Annotated in this window: 13 protein-coding genes; 7 read left to right on the top strand and 6 right to left on the bottom strand. The window is 67.3% G+C overall.

The window, feature by feature from the left end; all coding sequences use genetic code 11:
- Window positions 1-10 precede the first annotated feature (10 nt).
- A complete protein-coding gene (locus tag D0C15_RS02840) occupies window positions 11-652 on the top strand; it encodes a GntR family transcriptional regulator (protein WP_116040901.1) in 642 nt (213 codons plus the stop codon).
- A gap of 23 nt (window positions 653-675) precedes the next feature.
- On the opposite strand, the gene D0C15_RS02835 is transcribed toward D0C15_RS02840, so the two are convergent.
- The 4 genes from D0C15_RS02835 to D0C15_RS02820 form a co-directional block, all read right to left on the bottom strand.
- Window positions 676-2,991, bottom strand: coding sequence for an FdhF/YdeP family oxidoreductase (locus D0C15_RS02835; RefSeq protein ID WP_116040750.1), 2,316 nt, complete (start codon window positions 2,989-2,991; stop codon window positions 676-678).
- A 74-nt stretch (window positions 2,992-3,065) separates the two neighbouring features.
- Entirely contained in the window at window positions 3,066-4,208 is a 1,143-nt protein-coding gene (locus D0C15_RS02830; RefSeq protein ID WP_116040749.1) for an aromatic ring-hydroxylating oxygenase subunit alpha, read from the bottom strand.
- 49 nt (window positions 4,209-4,257) lie between these two features.
- Window positions 4,258-4,887: an MBL fold metallo-hydrolase gene (locus D0C15_RS02825; protein WP_116040748.1), complete on the bottom strand. Its 630-nt coding sequence runs from the start codon at window positions 4,885-4,887 to the stop codon at window positions 4,258-4,260.
- On the bottom strand, window positions 4,887-5,972 hold the full coding sequence (locus tag D0C15_RS02820) for an S-(hydroxymethyl)mycothiol dehydrogenase (RefSeq protein WP_116040747.1): 1,086 nt from the start codon (window positions 5,970-5,972) through the stop codon (window positions 4,887-4,889). Before D0C15_RS02820 ends, D0C15_RS02825 begins: the two co-directional genes overlap by 1 nt.
- Before the next feature lie 367 nt (window positions 5,973-6,339).
- Between D0C15_RS02820 and D0C15_RS02815 the strand changes: the two genes are divergently transcribed.
- Window positions 6,340-6,693, top strand: a complete 354-nt coding sequence (locus D0C15_RS02815; protein ID WP_116040746.1) for a bifunctional 3-phenylpropionate/cinnamic acid dioxygenase ferredoxin subunit — start codon at window positions 6,340-6,342, stop codon at window positions 6,691-6,693.
- 43 nt (window positions 6,694-6,736) lie between these two features.
- Here the strand turns inward: D0C15_RS02815 and D0C15_RS02810 are convergent, their stop codons facing one another.
- Window positions 6,737-7,324, bottom strand: a complete 588-nt coding sequence (locus D0C15_RS02810; protein ID WP_116040745.1) for a TetR/AcrR family transcriptional regulator — start codon at window positions 7,322-7,324, stop codon at window positions 6,737-6,739.
- Between the two features lie 245 nt (window positions 7,325-7,569).
- Between D0C15_RS02810 and D0C15_RS02805 the strand changes: the two genes are divergently transcribed.
- From D0C15_RS02805 to D0C15_RS02785, 5 genes are all read left to right on the top strand, one after another.
- The gene (locus tag D0C15_RS02805) at window positions 7,570-9,036 is read left to right on the top strand and encodes an aldehyde dehydrogenase family protein (RefSeq protein ID WP_116040744.1); all 1,467 of its coding nucleotides are present in this window, start codon (window positions 7,570-7,572) and stop codon (window positions 9,034-9,036) included.
- A gap of 23 nt (window positions 9,037-9,059) precedes the next feature.
- Window positions 9,060-10,718 carry a choline dehydrogenase gene (betA, locus tag D0C15_RS02800; RefSeq protein ID WP_116040743.1) on the top strand — a complete coding sequence of 553 codons (1,659 nt, stop codon included), beginning with the start codon at window positions 9,060-9,062 and terminating at the stop codon, window positions 10,716-10,718.
- 242 nt (window positions 10,719-10,960) lie between these two features.
- Window positions 10,961-12,157 carry an NAD(P)/FAD-dependent oxidoreductase gene (locus tag D0C15_RS02795; RefSeq protein WP_116040742.1) on the top strand — a complete coding sequence of 399 codons (1,197 nt, stop codon included), beginning with the start codon at window positions 10,961-10,963 and terminating at the stop codon, window positions 12,155-12,157.
- Window positions 12,158-12,334: 177 nt separating this feature from the next.
- The gene (locus D0C15_RS02790) at window positions 12,335-14,692 is read left to right on the top strand and encodes an arylsulfatase (RefSeq protein WP_116040741.1); all 2,358 of its coding nucleotides are present in this window, start codon (window positions 12,335-12,337) and stop codon (window positions 14,690-14,692) included.
- The gene (locus D0C15_RS02785) at window positions 14,689-15,603 is read left to right on the top strand and encodes a formylglycine-generating enzyme family protein (protein WP_483964183.1); all 915 of its coding nucleotides are present in this window, start codon (window positions 14,689-14,691) and stop codon (window positions 15,601-15,603) included. Before D0C15_RS02790 ends, D0C15_RS02785 begins: the two co-directional genes overlap by 4 nt.
- Before the next feature lie 222 nt (window positions 15,604-15,825).
- Here D0C15_RS02785 and D0C15_RS02780 read toward each other — a convergent pair whose 3' ends face one another.
- The gene (locus D0C15_RS02780; protein ID WP_116040739.1) at window positions 15,826-17,592 is read right to left on the bottom strand and encodes a BCCT family transporter; all 1,767 of its coding nucleotides are present in this window, start codon (window positions 17,590-17,592) and stop codon (window positions 15,826-15,828) included.
- Window positions 17,593-17,864: the final 272 nt, after the last annotated feature.

Here is a 17,864-nt window from a genome sequence, read left to right as displayed (position 1 = left end):
CAACATCGAAATGCCGGACGCGGGCCCTTCACTGGCCGAGCGTGCCTATATGTCCATTCGCGACCGTCTTGTCATGCTGGAGATCAAGCCTGGAGAGCCGATCAACGAGGACTGGCTGAGCAGCACGCTCGGTGTCGGGCGTACCCCTATCCGGGAAGCCCTGAAGCGGCTGGAGAACGAGCGGCTGGTCGTCGCGTTTCCCCGGCGCGGGACGTTCGCGACCGACGTCAACATCTCCGACCTCGCGCACATCTCCGAGGTGCGGCGCACACTCGAGCCGGTGGCGACCGCCGCGGCCGCCGAGCGGGCGACCCACGACGACCGAGGCGTCCTGACCGCGCTGCGGGAGCAACTCGACGCGGATGAGCGGCTCCAGGACAACGCGGACCTGCTCAAGATGGATCTGAGCGTGCACAGGGCGATCTATCACTGCGTACACAACCCGTTCATGGAGGACACGCTCATCCGGTACGACAACCTGGCCACCCGGATCTGGTGTGTCTTCGTACCTCGCCTTTCCGGCATGGCCGGGCACGTCGACGAGCACATCCCACTGCTCACGGCGATCATCGACGGTGACGCCGAGAAGGCGGCGGACCTGACCCGCGAGCACGTAGCGGGGTTCGAGCGCGCGATCCGGGCACTGATCTGACGCGGACGCCCGGAACGGGGAACTCACCGCCGTTCAAACCGGACGACGATCGCCTTGGACACGGGCGTGTTTGATCCCGTCGCGACAGAATCGAGTGGCACCAACGGATTCGCCTCCGGATAGTAGGCGGCCGCGCAACCGCGAGGAGTCGGGTAGCCGACGATCCGGAACCGCTCGGCCCGCCGCTCTTCGCGCCCGCCGTCCGCGCCGGTCCACTCCGAGACCAGATCGACGATGTCACCGTCGGCGAACCCCAGCGACGCGATGTCGTTTTCGTTGACCATCACCACCCGACGGGCGTCCTCGATTCCGCGGTACCTGTCAGAGAGCCCGTAGATGGTGGTGTTGTACTGGTCGTGACTGCGCAGCGTCTGCAGCAGCAGCCTGCCCTCGGGGACCGCGATCGGTGCGGCCGCGTTCACGGTGAAGTTCGCCTTCCCCGTCGCGGTGGGAAAGCTGCGGCTGTCGCGGGGCGGGTGTGGCAGAACGAATCCGTCCGGCGCGCGCACCCGTTCGTTGTACCCGGCGCATCCGGGCACCACGTGCGCGATGTGCTCGCGAACCAGGTCATAGTCGTGTTCGAACTCCGCCCATCGAACGGGATGCCCCGCTCCGAACAGCTTTCCCGCGAGCCGGGACACGATCGCGACCTCCGACAGCAGGTGCTCCGAGGCCGGTTCGAGTCGTCCACGCGAACGATGGACGACCGACATGGAATCCTCGACCGTGACGAACTGCTCGCCCGTGGCCTGGCTGTCACGTTCGGTGCGCCCCAGCGTGGGCAGGATCAGCGCGGTCCGGCCGGGAACGACGTGTGAGCGGTTGAGTTTCGTGGACACCTGCACGGTCAGATCGCACCCCCGCAGGGCCCGTTCGGTGCCGGCGGAATCCGGCGTCGCGGCCGCGAAGTTGCCGCCCACCGCGACGAAGGCCTTGACCTTGCCGGACTTCATCGCCCGCAACGTGTCGACGGTGTCCAAACCGTGCTCGCGCGGGACCGTCACCCCGAACTCTTTCTCCAGGGCCGCGAGGAACTCATCGGGCATCTTCTCCCACACACCCATCGTGCGGTCGCCCTGCACGTTGGAGTGGCCACGAACCGGGCAGACGCCCGCGCCCGGCTTCCCGATCATGCCGCGAAGCAGGAGCACGTTGACCACCTCGCGGATGGTGGCCACGCCGTCCCTGTGCTGGGTCAGACCCATCGCCCAGCAGACGATCGTGCGCCGCGAGCCGGCGAGCATGGCCGCGATCCGTTCGATCTGCTCGCGGCCGAGGCCGGTCGCCAGCTCCGTCGCGACCCAGTCGATGTCGCGCGCCCGCTCGGCGAGCTCCGCGAAACCATGCGTGTGCTCGTCGATGAACGTCCGGTCGAGTACGGAGCCGGGCTCTCGATCCTCGGCCTGCAGCAGGAGTCCCGTGAGGGCCTTGAACAGGGCCAGGTCGCCACCGATGCGGATCTGCGCGAACTCGTCGGCCAGTGGTGTTCCGCCACCGATGACCCCACGGACGTTCTGCGGGTTCTTGAACCGCAGGAGCCCGGCCTCGGGCAGTGGGTTCACGGCGACGATCTTTCCGCCGTTCCGCTTGACCTTCTCCAGTGAGGCGAGCATCCGCGGATGGTTCGTCCCCGGATTCTGGCCGACCACGAGGATCAGGTCCGCGCTCTCCACGTCCGACAGAGAGACCGAACCCTTACCGATGCCGATCGTCTCCGTCAGCGCCGCGCCGGAGGACTCGTGGCACATGTTCGAGCAGTCCGGCAGGTTGTTGGTGCCGAAACAGCGCACCATGAGCTGGTACAGGAACGCGGCCTCGTTACTGGTCCGGCCGGACGTGTAGAACGCCGCCTCGTCTGGACCGCTCAGCCTGCCCAGCTCCGCGGCGATCACCTCGAACGCGTCGTCCCAGCTGATCGGCTGGTAATGCTCGGCATCGGGACGCAGGATCATCGGCTGCGTCAGCCTGCCCTGCTGGCCGAGCCAGTAGTCGGTCCTCGCCGCGAGCTCCGTCACGGAGAACCGCGCGAAGAACTCCGGGCCGACCCGGCGCTTCGTGGCCTCCTCCGCTACCGCCTTCGCACCGTTCTCGCAGAACTCCGCCTGCTTGCGCCGGTCGCCCTCCGCCTCCGGCGGATCGGGCCAGGCGCAACCCGGGCAGTCGAACCCGTCCCGCTGGTTGATCAGCGGGAGCGTCCTGGCGGAGCGGGCGAATCCCATCTGCTGCCCGCTCCGCCGCAGTGACACGAGCACCCCGGTGAGCCCGGCGGCCACGTTCTCGGGCTCACCGGTGGCGAGCGCCGCCTCGTCGATGTCGTGGTCGGGCGCACGCCGCACCACCGCACACTTCCTCTCCTCGCCGAGAACCGCACCACACCGCAAGCTCCCGGCGCCCGGCCGAAAGCGCGAGCACGTTATCGAGCCGTGGTCACCTCGTCCGCATCGATCTGGTTGCGCACCCAGTCGTGGAACTCGCCGATGTGGTGCTCGCTCGGTACCAGCACGCCACCACGCGCGTACGCCCGTGAATCCATCGCGAGCTGACAACGCTCGCACGCGTCGAAGTCCTGCTGGTTCACTCGGTGGAACAGTTCCACCGAACGCGAGAGGTCACGTCCCGACTCCACGACCTCCGGCAGGTACAGCCAGTCGCAGTGGATCAGGGTGCGGTCCGGGGCGAGCGGGAACATCCGGTGCACGATCACGTGGTCCGGCACCAGGTTGATGAACACCTGCGGCCGTACGGTGATCGCGTAGTAGCGCCGGTCCTGGTGCTCCCCCACCCCCGGCAGCCGGTCGACGCCCGCACTGCCGTCGACGGTGAACCCCTCGACCTCCTCGCCGAACTGCGCGCCGTGACCGACGTAGTACTGCGCGGCGAACCCGTCCGCGAACTCCGGCAGCACCTCGGTCAGTTCGGGGTGAATGGTCGCGCAGTGGTAGCACTCCATGAAGTTCTCGATGATCTGCTTCCAGTTCGCCTTGACGTCGTACTCGATGCGCTTGCCGAGTGCGAGCTGGTCGATCTGGTATCCGGCGATCTCGTCAGCGCCGCCGAGCCGATCGGCCACGTCGGCGATGACCGTTTCCTCGAAGGACGGTGGTTCGGCGGCCAGGCACACCCACGCGTATCCCAGCCACTCCCGCAACCGCACCCGGTGCAGTCCGTACTCCGAGCGGTCCACGTCCGGCATGCCGGTGAGGTTGGGCGCCGCGATGAGCTTTCCGTCCAGCCCGTAGGTCCAGGCGTGGTATGGGCATTGGAAGGAACGTTTGACCGAGCCGGTCTCCTCGGTGCACAGACGCGCACCGCGGTGGCGGCAGACGTTGAGGTAGGCGTTCAGCTTTCCGTCCCGGCCGCGCGCGATCAACACGCTCTCCCGGCCGACCTGCACTGTCTGGAACGCCCCCGCGGCCTGCAGATCACCGCTGCGCACCGCGCAGAACCAGCCGCGTTCGAAGATTCGGGTCTGCTCGAGGGAAAAGATCGTCTGATCGGTGTAGTAGTGACCGGGCAGGGTCTCCATCAGGCTCTGCGGCAGGTCTGTGGTGGTCACGGACTTCGGTCCTCTCCGTGTAACGACGGCTGATTCGGAACAAGAAAAGCTAGTGACCGCGCGCGATCCACTCGTCGAGGTGTGGTGCCTCGTCGGCGATGGTCGTCGTCGGCCCGTGTCCGGTGTAGACGGTGGTCGCACCGTCGAGAACGAGTAGCTTCCGGGAGATCGAGTCGATGATGGTGTCGAAGTCCGAGTACGAGCGGCCGGTGGCTCCCGGGCCTCCCTGGAAGAGGGTGTCGCCGCCGAACAACCAGCCATGCTCGGGCACATGCAGGCTGACGCTGCCCCAGGTGTGCCCCGGAGTGTGCAGTACGTGCAGGTCGATACCCGCGACGGTCAGCACCTCGTCCTCGGACAGGCTCCAATCCGGCCGCCGTTCGGGGTTCTCCTGATCCCAGAGCTCTCGGTCCTCCGGATGCAGCAGCACCGGTGCACCCACCTTGTCCGCGAGCGGGATGGCGCCGTTGACGTGATCGTTGTGTCCGTGTGTGCACACGATCGCGGTCAGCGAGCGGGATCCGACGGTCTCGAGGATCGAATCGGGATCGTGGGCCGGATCCACGACGATGCATTCGCGCTCGTCGCCGATCACCCAGACATTGTTCTCCACGGCGAAGGTTCCGCCGTCCAGTACGAAGTTCCCGGACGTTCGTACGAGGTCGACCCGCGCGGACATCAGAGAACCACCACCGAACGCAGCACTTCACCGCGGTGCATCTTCTCGAACGCCGCCTCGACGTCGTCGATCGCGATCGTCTCGGAGACGAAGGCGTCCAGCGGGAGCCTGCCCTGCTGGTAAAGGTCGATCAGCATCGGGAAGTCCCTGCTCGGCAGGCAATCGCCGTACCAGGACGACTTCGTCGCCCCGCCGCGGGAGAACACGTCGATCAGGGGAAGTTCCAGCTTCATCTCCGGGGTGGGGACGCCGACGAGCACCACGGTGCCTGCCAGGTCTCGCGCGTAGAACGCCTGCTCGAACGTCTCCGGCCTGCCCACGGCGTCGATCACCACATCGGCACCGTGGCCGCCGGTGAGTGCCCGGATGGCTTCGACCGGATCCACCTCGGTCGCGTTGATCGTCTGCGTGGCCCCGAGTTCGCGGGCCCAGGCCAGCTTCGTATCGTCCAGATCCACGGCGATCACCTCACGCGCACCGGCCAGTCGCGCACCAGCCACGGCGGCACTGCCGACGCCGCCACAGCCGAGGACCGCCACGGAGTCGCCGCGCGTGACCTCGCCGGTGTTGATCGCGGCGCCGATGCCCGCCATCACCCCACAGCCGAGGAGGCCGGCGACATCGGGGCGCACGGCCGGGTCGACCTTCGTGCACTGACCGGCCGCGACCAGGGTCTTGTCCGCGAAGGCGCCGATACCCAGCGCCGGGGACAGCGCGGTCCCGTCCAGCAGGGTCATCGGCTGGGCAGCGTTGTGGGTGTCGAAGCAGTACCAGGGACGACCCCGGCGGCAGGCGCGGCACACACCGCACACCGCTCGCCAGTTCAGCACCACGAAATCACCCTCGGCCAGATCCGTGACGCCGGCACCGACGGACTCCACCACGCCCGCGGCCTCGTGGCCCAGCAGAAACGGGAACTCGTCGTTGATCCCGCCCTCCCGGTAGTGCAGGTCGGTGTGGCAGACACCGCAGGCCTGCACCCTGACCACGGCCTCGCCCGGGCCCGGATCGGGCACGATGATGTCCACCAACTCGACCGGCGCACCCTCTTTGCGAGCGATCACGCCACGAACCTGTTGTGGCACAGGCATATCTCCTTCTCGGCCAGTTCGGATAAGCGTCTTGGGGGTGTGGCAGGCGGGCTGACTGCACGGTGATGGCCATCGCGTCGATCGCGCGAGGTAGTTGCGTATTACGCTGCTTGTTGCCCTATAGGGAACAGAATGGGGGTGGCCCGAGTCACTGTCAAGACGAAATTCTCATCAGTCGTCGACAGGTCGCCCGGCCGGCGGCACGAGGGCGGCACTTTGGCGGGGTTTGCCGGGATAGCCCCAAAAGATCGCCCGAACGGACGTGGACTCGGGGGCGAAAACTCTTGACGAGCGCGAACGCATCGGGGACCGTTAGTTGCGTCTTCCGCAGTTCGTTCCGCCATACGCAACAGGAGCCGAGATGATCGCCGTCTGCCGAACCGACGAACTCCCCGTCGGCGAGTCGATCCGCTTCACCGCCGACGTCCCCGTCGCCGTCTTCAACGCCGACGGTGACTTCTACGCGGTGGATGACACCTGCACCCACCAGGACGCCGCCCTTTCGGACGGCTTCCTCGAAGGATGCTTCGTGGAATGCCCGCTGCACGCCGCGTTGTTCGATCTGCGCACCGGGATGCCCACCTGCCTCCCGGCCAAGCGCGCCGTCCGCACCCACCCTGTCTTCGTCGAGGACGGGATGATCTACGTGCACGTGGCCGCGGCCGAGCCGGTCCGGCAGACGGAGTACGCGCTGTCCCAGGAAGGCGCCGCCTGAGCGAGCGCGTGTAGGCCGGGCGGGCACGAGCCCGCCCGGCGCCCTAATCGGACCGAACAGGACCCGCGATCGCGCGGCGGAACAGGGCCTCGATCTCGGCGCCGGACGGCATCGGTTCGGCCAGCGCCAGCTGCATGAGCAACCCGCAGAACATCGCCGCGAGCAGTCGTCCGGTGATCGCGTCGGTTCGGTATCCGAAGAGCTGGATCAATGCCTCGTCCCACGCCGCGCTCACTTCGCGAAGCGCAGGCCGGTGCAGGGCGGCGACGTAGAGGTCGTACTCCACCAGCGTGTGCGAACGCTGGTCGTCGAGGAAGCTCAGCACCAGATCGGCCAGCGCGGCCGCGAAATCGACCTCCTCGGGTAACCCCTGTTCCCATTCCCGAAGCTGGCGGACGTTGTTCTCGGCCGCCTCCGTGAGCGCGACAGCCAGCAGGTCATCCAAGGTCGCGAAGTGGTACGTGGTCGAGCCGAGCGGAACATCGGCCGCCGCGGCCACTGCCCGATGCGTGAGTCCGTCGATCCCGCGCTCCGCGACCACGGTGATCGCGGCCTGCGCGATCCTGTCGCGCCGATCGGGATCGTTGGGCCCGCGAATCTTCTTCCGCCGGACGGTATCGGCCTTCGACATGAGTACTGGACCTGCTCCTCTGTGCTACGTCGGCCGGACCGGCCCTGCGACGTGTCGATCCTCCCACGTCCGGCCCCGGGCGCTTCCCACCGGCGCGGCCGGCTCCCCGTCAGAACGATCCCTGAGCAACTCGCCGACCAAGTTTGTGGACATCCGTACATAGTTTCGCGTACAAATGTACGCACTTGAGATGCCGGCGGTCACCCGCCGGCCGTACTGCTCGGCGACTGGGACGGGAAGTCCGAATGAAAGATCTCTACATCGACGGAAGCTGGTACGAGGCGGGCGACGGCGCGCGCACCGACGTACTCAACCCATACGACGGCAGTGTGCTGACATCGGTCTCGCTTGCCGGTCCAGCCGACGTCGACGCCGCGGTCGACGCGGCGCGCTTCGCCTTCGACAACGGCGCGTGGCGACGTACCAGCGCCGGGGAACGCGGCGAGGTGCTGCGCCACATCGCGGACCTGCTCATTCGCGACCGAGAGGAACTCGCACGCACGGAGAGCCTCGACACGGGCAAGACCCTCGAGGAGGGCCGGGTCGACGTCGACGACGTCGTCGCGGTGTTCCGCTACTACGCGGATCTCGCGGGTAGCGACGCGGGCCGCGTGGTCGACGCCGGCAGTCCGGACGTCGTCAGCAGGATCGTCCACGAACCGGTGGGGGTATGCGCCCTGATCGCGCCGTGGAACTACCCGCTGCTGCAGATTTGCTGGAAGGTGGCCCCCGCGCTGGCGGCCGGCAACACGATGATCGTCAAACCCAGTGAGGTCACCCCGCTGACGACGATCAAGCTCGTCGAACTGGTCGCGGAGGCCGGTGTCCCGGCGGGCACGGTGAACCTCGTGCTGGGGCCGGGGCCGGTCGGCGAGGCACTGGTCACGCATCCGGACGTCGACCTGGTGTCGTTCACCGGCGGACTTTCGACCGGCGAGCGGATCATGGCGAACGCCGCGAAGGGCGTGAAGCGAATCGCGCTGGAACTGGGCGGGAAGAACCCCAATGTCGTGTTCGACGACGCGGACTTCGACACCGCCGTCGACTACGCGCTCGCCGCGACATTCGCGCATTCCGGCCAGGTGTGCTCCGCCGGGGCGCGGCTGATCGTCCAGGAGGGAATCCACGACCGGTTCGTCGACGAGTTCGCCGCCCGCGCCGAACGCATCCGGCTCGGCAACGGGCTGGACCCGGAGACCGAATGCGGGCCACTGGTATCGGCGGAGCACCGGGAGAAGGTCGAGCGGTACATCGCAGGCGCGCTCGACGCGGGCGCCACCCTGCGCGCGGGCGGGAAGCGCCCGGACGACCCGGCACTGAGCGACGGCTACTTCCTGCGCCCCACCATCTTCACCGACTGCACTCGCGATATGGCGGTCGTCCGCGAGGAGGTGTTCGGCCCGGTTGTCACCGTCGAGACCTTCCGCGACGAGCAGGAAGCGATCGACCTGGCCAACGACACCGACTACGGCCTGGCCGGTGCTGTGTGGACGACCGATGCCTCGGTCGCCCAGCGGGTCGCCGGCGCGCTGCGCCACGGCACCGTGTGGATCAACGACTACCACCCGTACCTCCCCCAGGCGGAGTGGGGCGGTTTCGGCAAGTCCGGCATCGGCCGCGAACTGGGCCCCTCGGGTCTTGCCGAGTACCAGGAGACGAAACACATCTACCACAACATCGACCCCACGCCCGCCCGCTGGTTCAAGGGCTGACAAGGCACCCTCAGGAGGAACTCATGAGCGGCAATCAGTACGACTTCGTCATCGTCGGCGGCGGTTCGGCAGGCAGCGCTCTGGCCAACCGGCTCTCGGCCGACCCCGCCAACAAGGTGCTGGTGCTGGAGGCCGGGCGGTCCGACTACCCGTGGGACGTCTTCATCCACATGCCGGCGGCGCTCACCTTTCCCATCGGCAGCAAGTTCTACGACTGGGGATACCGCAGCGAACCCGAGCCCCACATGCACCGCCGCCGGGTCTACCACGCCCGAGGCAAGGTGCTCGGCGGCTCGAGCAGCATCAACGGAATGATCTTCCAGCGGGGCAACCCGATGGACTACGAGCGCTGGGCAGGCGACCCCGGAATGTCCAACTGGGACTACGCGCACTGCCTGCCGTACTTCCAGCGGATGGAGGACTGCCTGGCCGACGACGGCGAGTACCGCGGCCACGACGGCCCGCTGGAACTCGAGCGCGGCCCGGCCACGAATCCGTTGTTCCAGTCCTTCTTCGCCGCTGCCGAGCAGGCGGGTCACCCCCGCACGGACGACGTGAACGGCTACCGGCAGGAAGGGTTCGCGCCGTTCGACCGCAACGTGCGCCGAGGACGCAGGCTCTCCGCCGCGGGCGCGTACCTGCGTCCGGCGATGAACCGGCCCAACCTGACCGTACGTACGCGCGCGTTCGTCTCGCAGGTTCTCTTCGACGGCACCAGGGCGATCGGCGTGGAGTACCAGCAGGGCAGGCGCGCTCCGACCGAGGTCTACGGCAAGGAGATCATCCTCTGCGGTGGCGCCATCAACACACCGCAACTGCTGCAACTCTCGGGTGTCGGTAACGCCCGGGAACTGGAGGCGCTCGGCGTGGACGTCGTAGCCGACCTTCCTGGAGTCGGTGAGAACCTGCAGGATCACCTCGAGGTCTACATCCAGTACGCCTGCCGCAAGCCGGTCTCGATGGCACCGTCGCTGAAGAAGTGGAAGCGCCCGTTCATCGGCGCCCAGTGGCTGTTCCTGCGGTCCGGACCCGCCGCCACCAACCATTTCGAGGGTGGGGGCTTCGTACGCAGCAACGACGAGGTCGAGTACCCCAACCTGATGTTCCACTTCCTGCCGGTCGCGATCCGCTACGACGGTTCCGCCCCGACCGAGGGGCACGGCTACCAGGTGCACATCGGACCGATGTACGCGGACACGCGGGGCAGCGTGAAGATCACCTCGACCGATCCGAGGACCCACCCCGCGTTGCGGTTCAACTACCTCTCCACCGAGCGGGACCGCCGCGAGTGGGTGGAAGCCGTTCGAGAGGCACGGCGGATCCTCAACCAGCCCGCGCTGGACGAGTTCAACGGCGGCGAACTCTCACCGGGCCCCGACGTCGAGACCGATCAGCAGATCCTCGACTGGGTGGCCCGCGACGCGGAGACGGCGCTACATCCGTCCTGTACCGCCAAGATGGGCACCGGCGAGCATTCCGTCGTGGACCCGGAGACCATGCGTGTGCACGGGCTTCAGGGACTGCGCGTCACCGATGCCTCCGTGATGCCGTACATCCCGAACGGGAACATCTACGCGCCGGTGATGATGACCGCGGAGAAGTCGGCCGACCTCATCCTCGGCAACACCCCGCTGGCCCCGGTCCATCTGCCCTTCTTCCGGCACAGCGAGACCGCGACCTAGGCCCCGCCGGACCTGTCCGTCGCCCGGTGGACCGCCGGGCGACGGGCAGCCACCGTCCAGCGGGTCCGGAGGCGACCCGAATGCCCGAATATCGGCTCATACCAACAAGTATCCCCCGGATTGACGATCGGGACACCCTTGACGCACCACGGTACGAGAAACCAGACTGTGTTGCGTAATACACATCCATTCTCGTAATACGCAACTAGCGCAGCATCGGACGCGGCGAGTGAGGAAGCGGCATGAAGAGCATCGCGATCATCGGGGGGTCCCTGGCCGGGACGCGTGCGGCTCAGGAGCTGCGCGTCCAGGGGTACGACGGCCAGTTGTTCGTGGTGGGTGAGGAACATCAGCAGCCCTACGACCGGCCCCCGCTGTCGAAGGCGTTTCTCGCGGGCACACTGGACCGCTCGGAACTCGATCTGCTCGATGCCGGCGAGGACGCCGAATTGGACCTGCAGTTCCGCACCGGCATCCGGGCCGAACGGCTCGATCCGGCGAACCGCCGGATCGCCCTCTCCGATGGCAGCGAACTCGTCGTCGACGGCGTCGTCATCGCGACCGGCGGACGCCCCCGGACCTTGCCCGGCACGGACGGCATCTCCGGGGTACACGTTCTGCGAACGGTCGACGACGCGCTCGGGTTGCGCGCCGATCTCACCGCGGGCTCACCAAGGGTGGTCGTGGTCGGGGCCGGATTCATCGGCGCGGAGGTCGCGTCCACATGTCGCGGCCTAGGGCTGAACGTCACCGTCCTGGAAGCCCTCGACACACCGCTCTCCCGCGTTCTGGGCCCGCAACTGGGAACGGCGTGCGCCCAGTTGCACGACGACCACGGGACGGTGCTGCGGTGCGGGGCCGTGGTCGACGGTCTGAGCACCACCGATGACGGCGCGAACGGCCGTCGTGTCACAGGCGTCGACCTCGTCGGCGGCGAGCACATTCCGGCCGACGTGGTCGTCGTCGGCATCGGCATGATCCCGGCGACCGAGTGGCTGGCGGGCTCCGGCCTCGCCGTGGACAACGGGGTCGGTACCGACTCCGGCCTCGTGACCGGCTTTCCCAACGTGGTCGCGGTCGGTGATGTCGCCCGCTACACGTCCGCGGTATCCGGCACCGTCGTGCGCCACGAGCACTGGACCAACGCCGCCGACCAGGCGGGAGTCGCTGTCACGAACCTCCTCGCCGGTCACACCGCGCGGCACTACACGCCCACCGGATATGTCTGGTCGGATCAGTACTCCTCCACGATCCAGCTCTCCGGGCACCCGCACCCGAGTGACGAGGTGACGATCGTCGACGGCACACCGCAGGAGCGTCGTTTCGTCGCGACCTACCAGCGCGACGGCGTCACGGTGGGAGTGTTCGCCATGAACAACGCCAAGCTGTTCAACCGGCTGCGCCGCCAGATCGCGCGACCGGCTACAGCCGTCGGCTAAGCGCCCAGTCCATCGCACTTTCCCGGGAAAGTGCGATGGGCGGGGGTGGGGGTGTGCGCAGTGCGGGTCATCGCGGGGTGCCGTTGGGAGCGATCGTGCCGCTCGGCCCTCTCGACTGGACCGATGAGCTTCTGGCACGAAGACTGGGCGAGTCGCCGACCCAGCAAGGAGGGCACCGTGAACGATTCCGAAGCAGGCCGCCACGAGCTTCCGCAACCGGAGCACGTGCAGCAGGTGGCGACGGCGATGGACATCCACGATCAGGACGCTCCGTTCGAGCCGGTCCGCCCGCTGACCGCCCCGCCGGACGCGCCGAACGTGGTGATCGTGCTGGTCGACGACATGGGATTCGGCACGTCCAGTTCCTTCGGCGGACCGTGTGAGATGCCCACCGCGGACCGGCTTGCCGACAACGGGCTCCGATACACCCGTTTCCATGTGACCGCGCTGTGTTCCCCGACCCGACAGGCCCTGCTCACCGGACGCAACCATCACTCCGTCGGCATGGGCGGCACCAGCGAGATGGCCACGTCCGCGCCCGGCTACAACGGGTTCCGTCCCCGCAGCGCCGCGACCATCGCCCAGATCCTGCAGGGCAACGGTTACAGCACGGCCGCCTTCGGCAAGTGGCACCAGACGCCGCCACGGGAGATCAGCGCAGTCGGCCCCTTCGACCGCTGGCCGACGGGGGAAGGTTTCGACTCGTTCTACGGTTTCATGGGCGCCGAGATGAACCACTGGTATCCGCTGCTGTACGAGGGCACCACGCCCGTCGAGCCGGCTGGGCGGCCGGAGGACGGATACCACCTCTCGGAGGATCTCGTCGATCACGCGATCGACTGGGTCCGCACGCAGCACACGCTGACCCCGGAGCGCCCGTTCTTCACCTACCTCGCGCTGGGCGCGGCGCACGCACCGCTCCACGTCGGCGCCGAATGGCGGGAGAAGTACCGGGGCGCGTTCGACCACGGGTGGGACCGCCAGCGCGAGATCACCCTGCGACGGCAGAAGGAACTCGGCGTCGTGCCGCCGGACACCGAACTCGCGGACTGGGCCGAGGGGGTGCCGCGCTGGGACGAGCTCACCGAGAACCAGCGGTTGCTCGCGGCCAGGTTCATGGAGACCTTCGCGGGCTTCGCCGAGCATGCCGACACCCAGATCGGCCGGTTCACCGCCGCGCTGGAGGAACTCGGCGAACTGGACAACACGCTGTTCCTCTACATCCTCGGCGACAACGGTGCGTCCGGCGAAGGCGGGATCGAGGGAACCGTCGTCGAACACCGTCTGGGCCACGGCGTGGTGGACGACCCCGACGAGATGATCCGGCACATCGACGAGATCGGCGGCCCGCACAGCTATCCGATCGCACCGGCAGGCTGGGCCCTGGCGATGAACACGCCCTACCAGTGGACCAAGCAGGTCGCATCACATCTCGGCGGCACGCGGGACGGCATGATCATGCACTGGCCACGCGGGATCGAGGAGCGTGGCGGGCTGCGGCACCAGTTCCACCACGTCATCGACGTACTGCCCACGGTGCTCGAGTGCGCCGGTATTCCCGCTCCCACCCGGGTGGACGGCGTGCGGCAGCAACCGATCGAGGGGACGAGCATGCGGGAGACCCTCGCCGATCCGCACGCTCCGGATCGCCGTCGTACCCAGTACTTCGAGATGTGCGGCAACCGCGGCATCTACCACGAAGGATGGATGGCCGTCACCAGGCACGGCATACCGTGGGAGATGGTCTCGACGGCGGAAAGGCGGTTCGCCGACGACGTCTGGGAACTCTACGACCTCGACAACGACTGGAGCCAGGCCCACGACCTCGCCCACGAGCACCCCGAGAAGCTCCGGAAGTTACAGGAACTGTTCCTGATCGAAGCCGCGAAGCACAATGTCTTCCCGCTGGACGATCGGGTCACCGAACGGGAGAACCCGGCCCTGGCGGGACGTCTCGACCTGCTCGGTGACCGGAAGTCGGTGACCTACCGCGGCGGAATGCGGCGCTTCACCGAGGAGACCACGCCCAACATCAAGAATCGCTCGCACGCGGTGGTCGCCGACGTGGAGGTGCCCGCAGCAGGGGGCGAGGGCGTCCTCATCGCCCAAGGAGGCCGGTTCGGCGGCTGGGCAATGTACTTCACCGATGGCATGCCCGCCTACGTCTACAACTACTTCGGCATGGACCTCTACCCGGTGCGTGGCGCCGAACGGATACCGCAGGGGCGGCACGAGATCAGGATGGACTTCGACTACGACGGCGGGATCGGCAACGGCGGCACCGTCGTCGTCAGCGTCGACGGCACCGAACACGCGCGAGGGCGTGTCGAGCAGACCATTCCGTACTACTTCGCCTTCGACGAGACACTCGACATCGGGGTGGACCTCAGCACGCCCGTGACCGACGACTATCCGGTGATCGACAACGAATTCACCGGCCTCATCCACTCCGTGCGGGTCGATCTCGACGCGCAGGGCGAGGAGGAACCGGGCTTCGACGGCGGCCTGCACCGGCGGATCATGGGGGCACAGTGAGCTGCTGCGCCCCGTCCGGAGGCCGTGGCCCGGTACCGGCCGGGGCGGGGGCGCCGATCGAGACGGCGGCGTCGCCCGTCTCCACTGAGGGCATGACCCGGGTCGCCGCAGGCAGCTTCCTCATGGGCAGCGTCCATCCCTCGGCGTATCCGGACGACGGGGAGGGGCCGGTTCGCGAGGTCACCCTCGACTCGTTCCGGATCGACACCCGTGCGGTGACCAACGCGGACTTCGCGCGATTCGTCGAGGGCACCGGCTACCGCACAGAGGCGCAACGGTACGGCTGGTCGTTCGTCTTCGCCGGACTACTGCCCGACAACTTCCCGCCGACGCGCGGCGTCGCCGCGGCACCGTGGTGGCGGCAGGTCGAGGGCGCGGACTGGTCCCGTCCGGAAGGACCAGGATCCACCGTGGAGCTTCGTCCGGACCATCCCGTGGTGCACATCTCGTGGGCCGATGCCGATGCCTACGCCCGGTGGGTGGGCAAACGCCTGCCCACCGAGGCGGAGTGGGAGTGCGCCGCCAGAGCCGGACATCAGGGCAAGCTCTTTCCGTGGGGCGACGAACTGGAACCGGGCGGACAGCACCGGATGAACGTGTGGCAGGGCAGTTTTCCCGCGCACAACTCGACGGCTGACGGCTGGTACGGCACCTGCCCGGTGGACACCTTCGAACCCAACGACTTCGGCTTGTACAACATGACCGGCAACGTCTGGGAATGGTGCGCCGACCAGTTCGGCGGGGACGGCACCCGGCGCGTGGCGAAAGGCGGTTCCTACCTGTGCCACAGCTCCTACTGCCGCCGATACCGCGTCGCCGCCAGGCAGGGCATGACGCCGGACTCCACCACGGGCAACGTGGGCTTTCGTTGCGTCGCCGCCGATACCGGGCCGGAGCGGGACCGGCACTGACGACGCGGACCACGAGAGGCCCGGCGGGACGACACCGCCGGGCCTCTCGTGGTCACCGCTAGGGCGTGTCTGATGGATCTCCTCCGTGCGAGCGGTGATCCAGGTGGATGCATCGCAAGGCGCCCCCGCACCCTCGTACTGGTTGTACGGGGGTGCGGGGGCAACGCCGCGAGGCGCCGCCTGGGCACCGCGCAGCCGGAAAGCGGATCCGTCAGACACGTCCTAGTCCTCGCGATCGACCCTCGCGACATGCTCGGTCATGTCGCGTAACTCCTCCTCGAGCCCTAGGTCGTCCGCTATCAGGTCGTCAGGGGAACATACTGGCCCGTCCACAGCGGCGGTGACCTGCAACTGGAAGTCGCCGTCGTACTCGGCATCGCCCACCATGACTGCCTGATCCACTAGCTCGGCGCTCTTCTCGTCCCGCCGGACCATCGGATCGCTGCGCAGGTCCTTCGCCAGCGCCACACACAACACGATCATCACGAGCACGAACGGCGCCGCCGCGATGATCGTCAGGTTCTGCAGGCCGGTCAACGCCGTGCCACCGCCGCTGCCTACGAGCAACATCACCGCGGCGACCGCACCGGTTGCCACACCCCAGAAGATCACCACGGACTTCCTGGGCTCGATCGATCCCCGTTGCGACAGGGTGCCCATCACCATGGACGCGGCATCGGCGCCGGAGACGAAGAAGATCGCCACCAGAACCATGACCAGCACACCGGCGACGGCGGGCAGTGGAAGCTGACCCAGCACCCCGAACAGTTGCGATTCCGGGCTACCCGCGCCGGCGAGGTCCGTGCCGCCGCGCTGGAGGTCGACGGCCGTACCACCCAGGATCGCGAACCAGACCAGGCTGACGACCGTAGGCACCAGGATCACCCCACCGACGAACTGCTTGATGGTGCGACCGCGGCTGATCCTGGCGATGAACATGCCGACGAACGGCGTCCAGGAGATCCACCAAGCCCAGTAGAAGATCGTCCACGACGACAGCCAGCTCTCCATCGGATCGCCACCCGACGCCGCGGTTCGGGAGACCATCTCCCCCATCTCCCGGAAGTAGTCACCGATCGCCGAGGGAATCAGATTGAGGATGAACACCGTCGGCCCCACCACGAAGATGAACAGGGCGAGCACTCCGGCCAGCACCATGTTGATGTTCGACAACCACTGGATTCCCTTCGCCACGCCGGAGACCGCCGAGGCGATGAATGCGACGGTCAGCACCGCGATCACCGCCACCAGCAGGCCGACCTCGGGCTGCCCGGAAAGCCAGCCACCTTCGGTGAGTCCACTACCGATCTGCAAAGCACCCAGGCCCAGCGACGCGGCGGAACCGAACAACGTCGCGAAGATCGCGAACACGTCGATCATCTTGCCGACCGGTCCTTCGGATGCCCGTTTGCCGAACAGGGGCGCGAAGGCAGCGCTGATCAGCTGTTTGCGGCCGCGCCGGAAGCTGCCGTAGGCGATCGCCAGACCCACCACCGCGTAGATCGCCCACGGGTGCAACGTCCAGTGAAAGAGCGAGGTGGCCATCGCGGTGTCGATCGCGGCGTCGGTTCCACCGGCCACGGTGCCGGGCGGTGGTTCGGTGAAATGCGCAAGCGGCTCACTCACGCCGTAGAACATCAACCCGATGCCCATTCCGGCACTGAACATCATCGCGACCCACGACACCGTCCGGAACTCCGGACGTTCGTTGTCCTTACCCAGTGGGATCTTGCCGTAGCGGCTGAAGGCCAGCCACAGTGCGAAGACAACGAAGCCGCTCGCCGCGAGCAGGAACGCCCAGCCCATGTTCGTGATCAGCCAGTTGAGCGCCGAAGTGGACACCCCGCTCAGGGAGTCGGTGGCGATCACGCCCCAGGCGACGAACCCGAGCACCACCAACGCCGAGCTGCCGAAGACGACCCGGTCCGTCCGGCCGGGACGGCCGCCAGGCCCGTCGTTCGAGGTATCTGGTGAGTTATCCGCTGACATTGGTATCCGGCGCCCATAGGACGCCGCCTCCTCTCGCCGTGGGGACAACGAAAACCCCGGGAATCAAAGGCGAAATCAATGTGCCCGATTTGCCGGGTAAGTCGTACACATAACGTGATGAATTGATCTGATCAAGGAATGAGTATTACCCGTGCAACTATGACCTGACGCACATTACCTGTCAAGAGAGCCGGCGTTCCGATTTATCCCAAGCCGACGGCCCGATCTCGCATTATGAGAACAAGGAAGAATGGCTGAGGAACATGACCAAT

Origin of the sequence: Amycolatopsis palatopharyngis, assembly GCF_003385185.1 — a bacterium.
GTDB classification, from domain to species: Bacteria; Actinomycetota; Actinomycetes; order Mycobacteriales; family Pseudonocardiaceae; genus Amycolatopsis; species Amycolatopsis palatopharyngis.
Note: the sequence above shows the minus strand (reverse complement) of the source record. Positions and strands in the feature narration are given on the sequence as shown.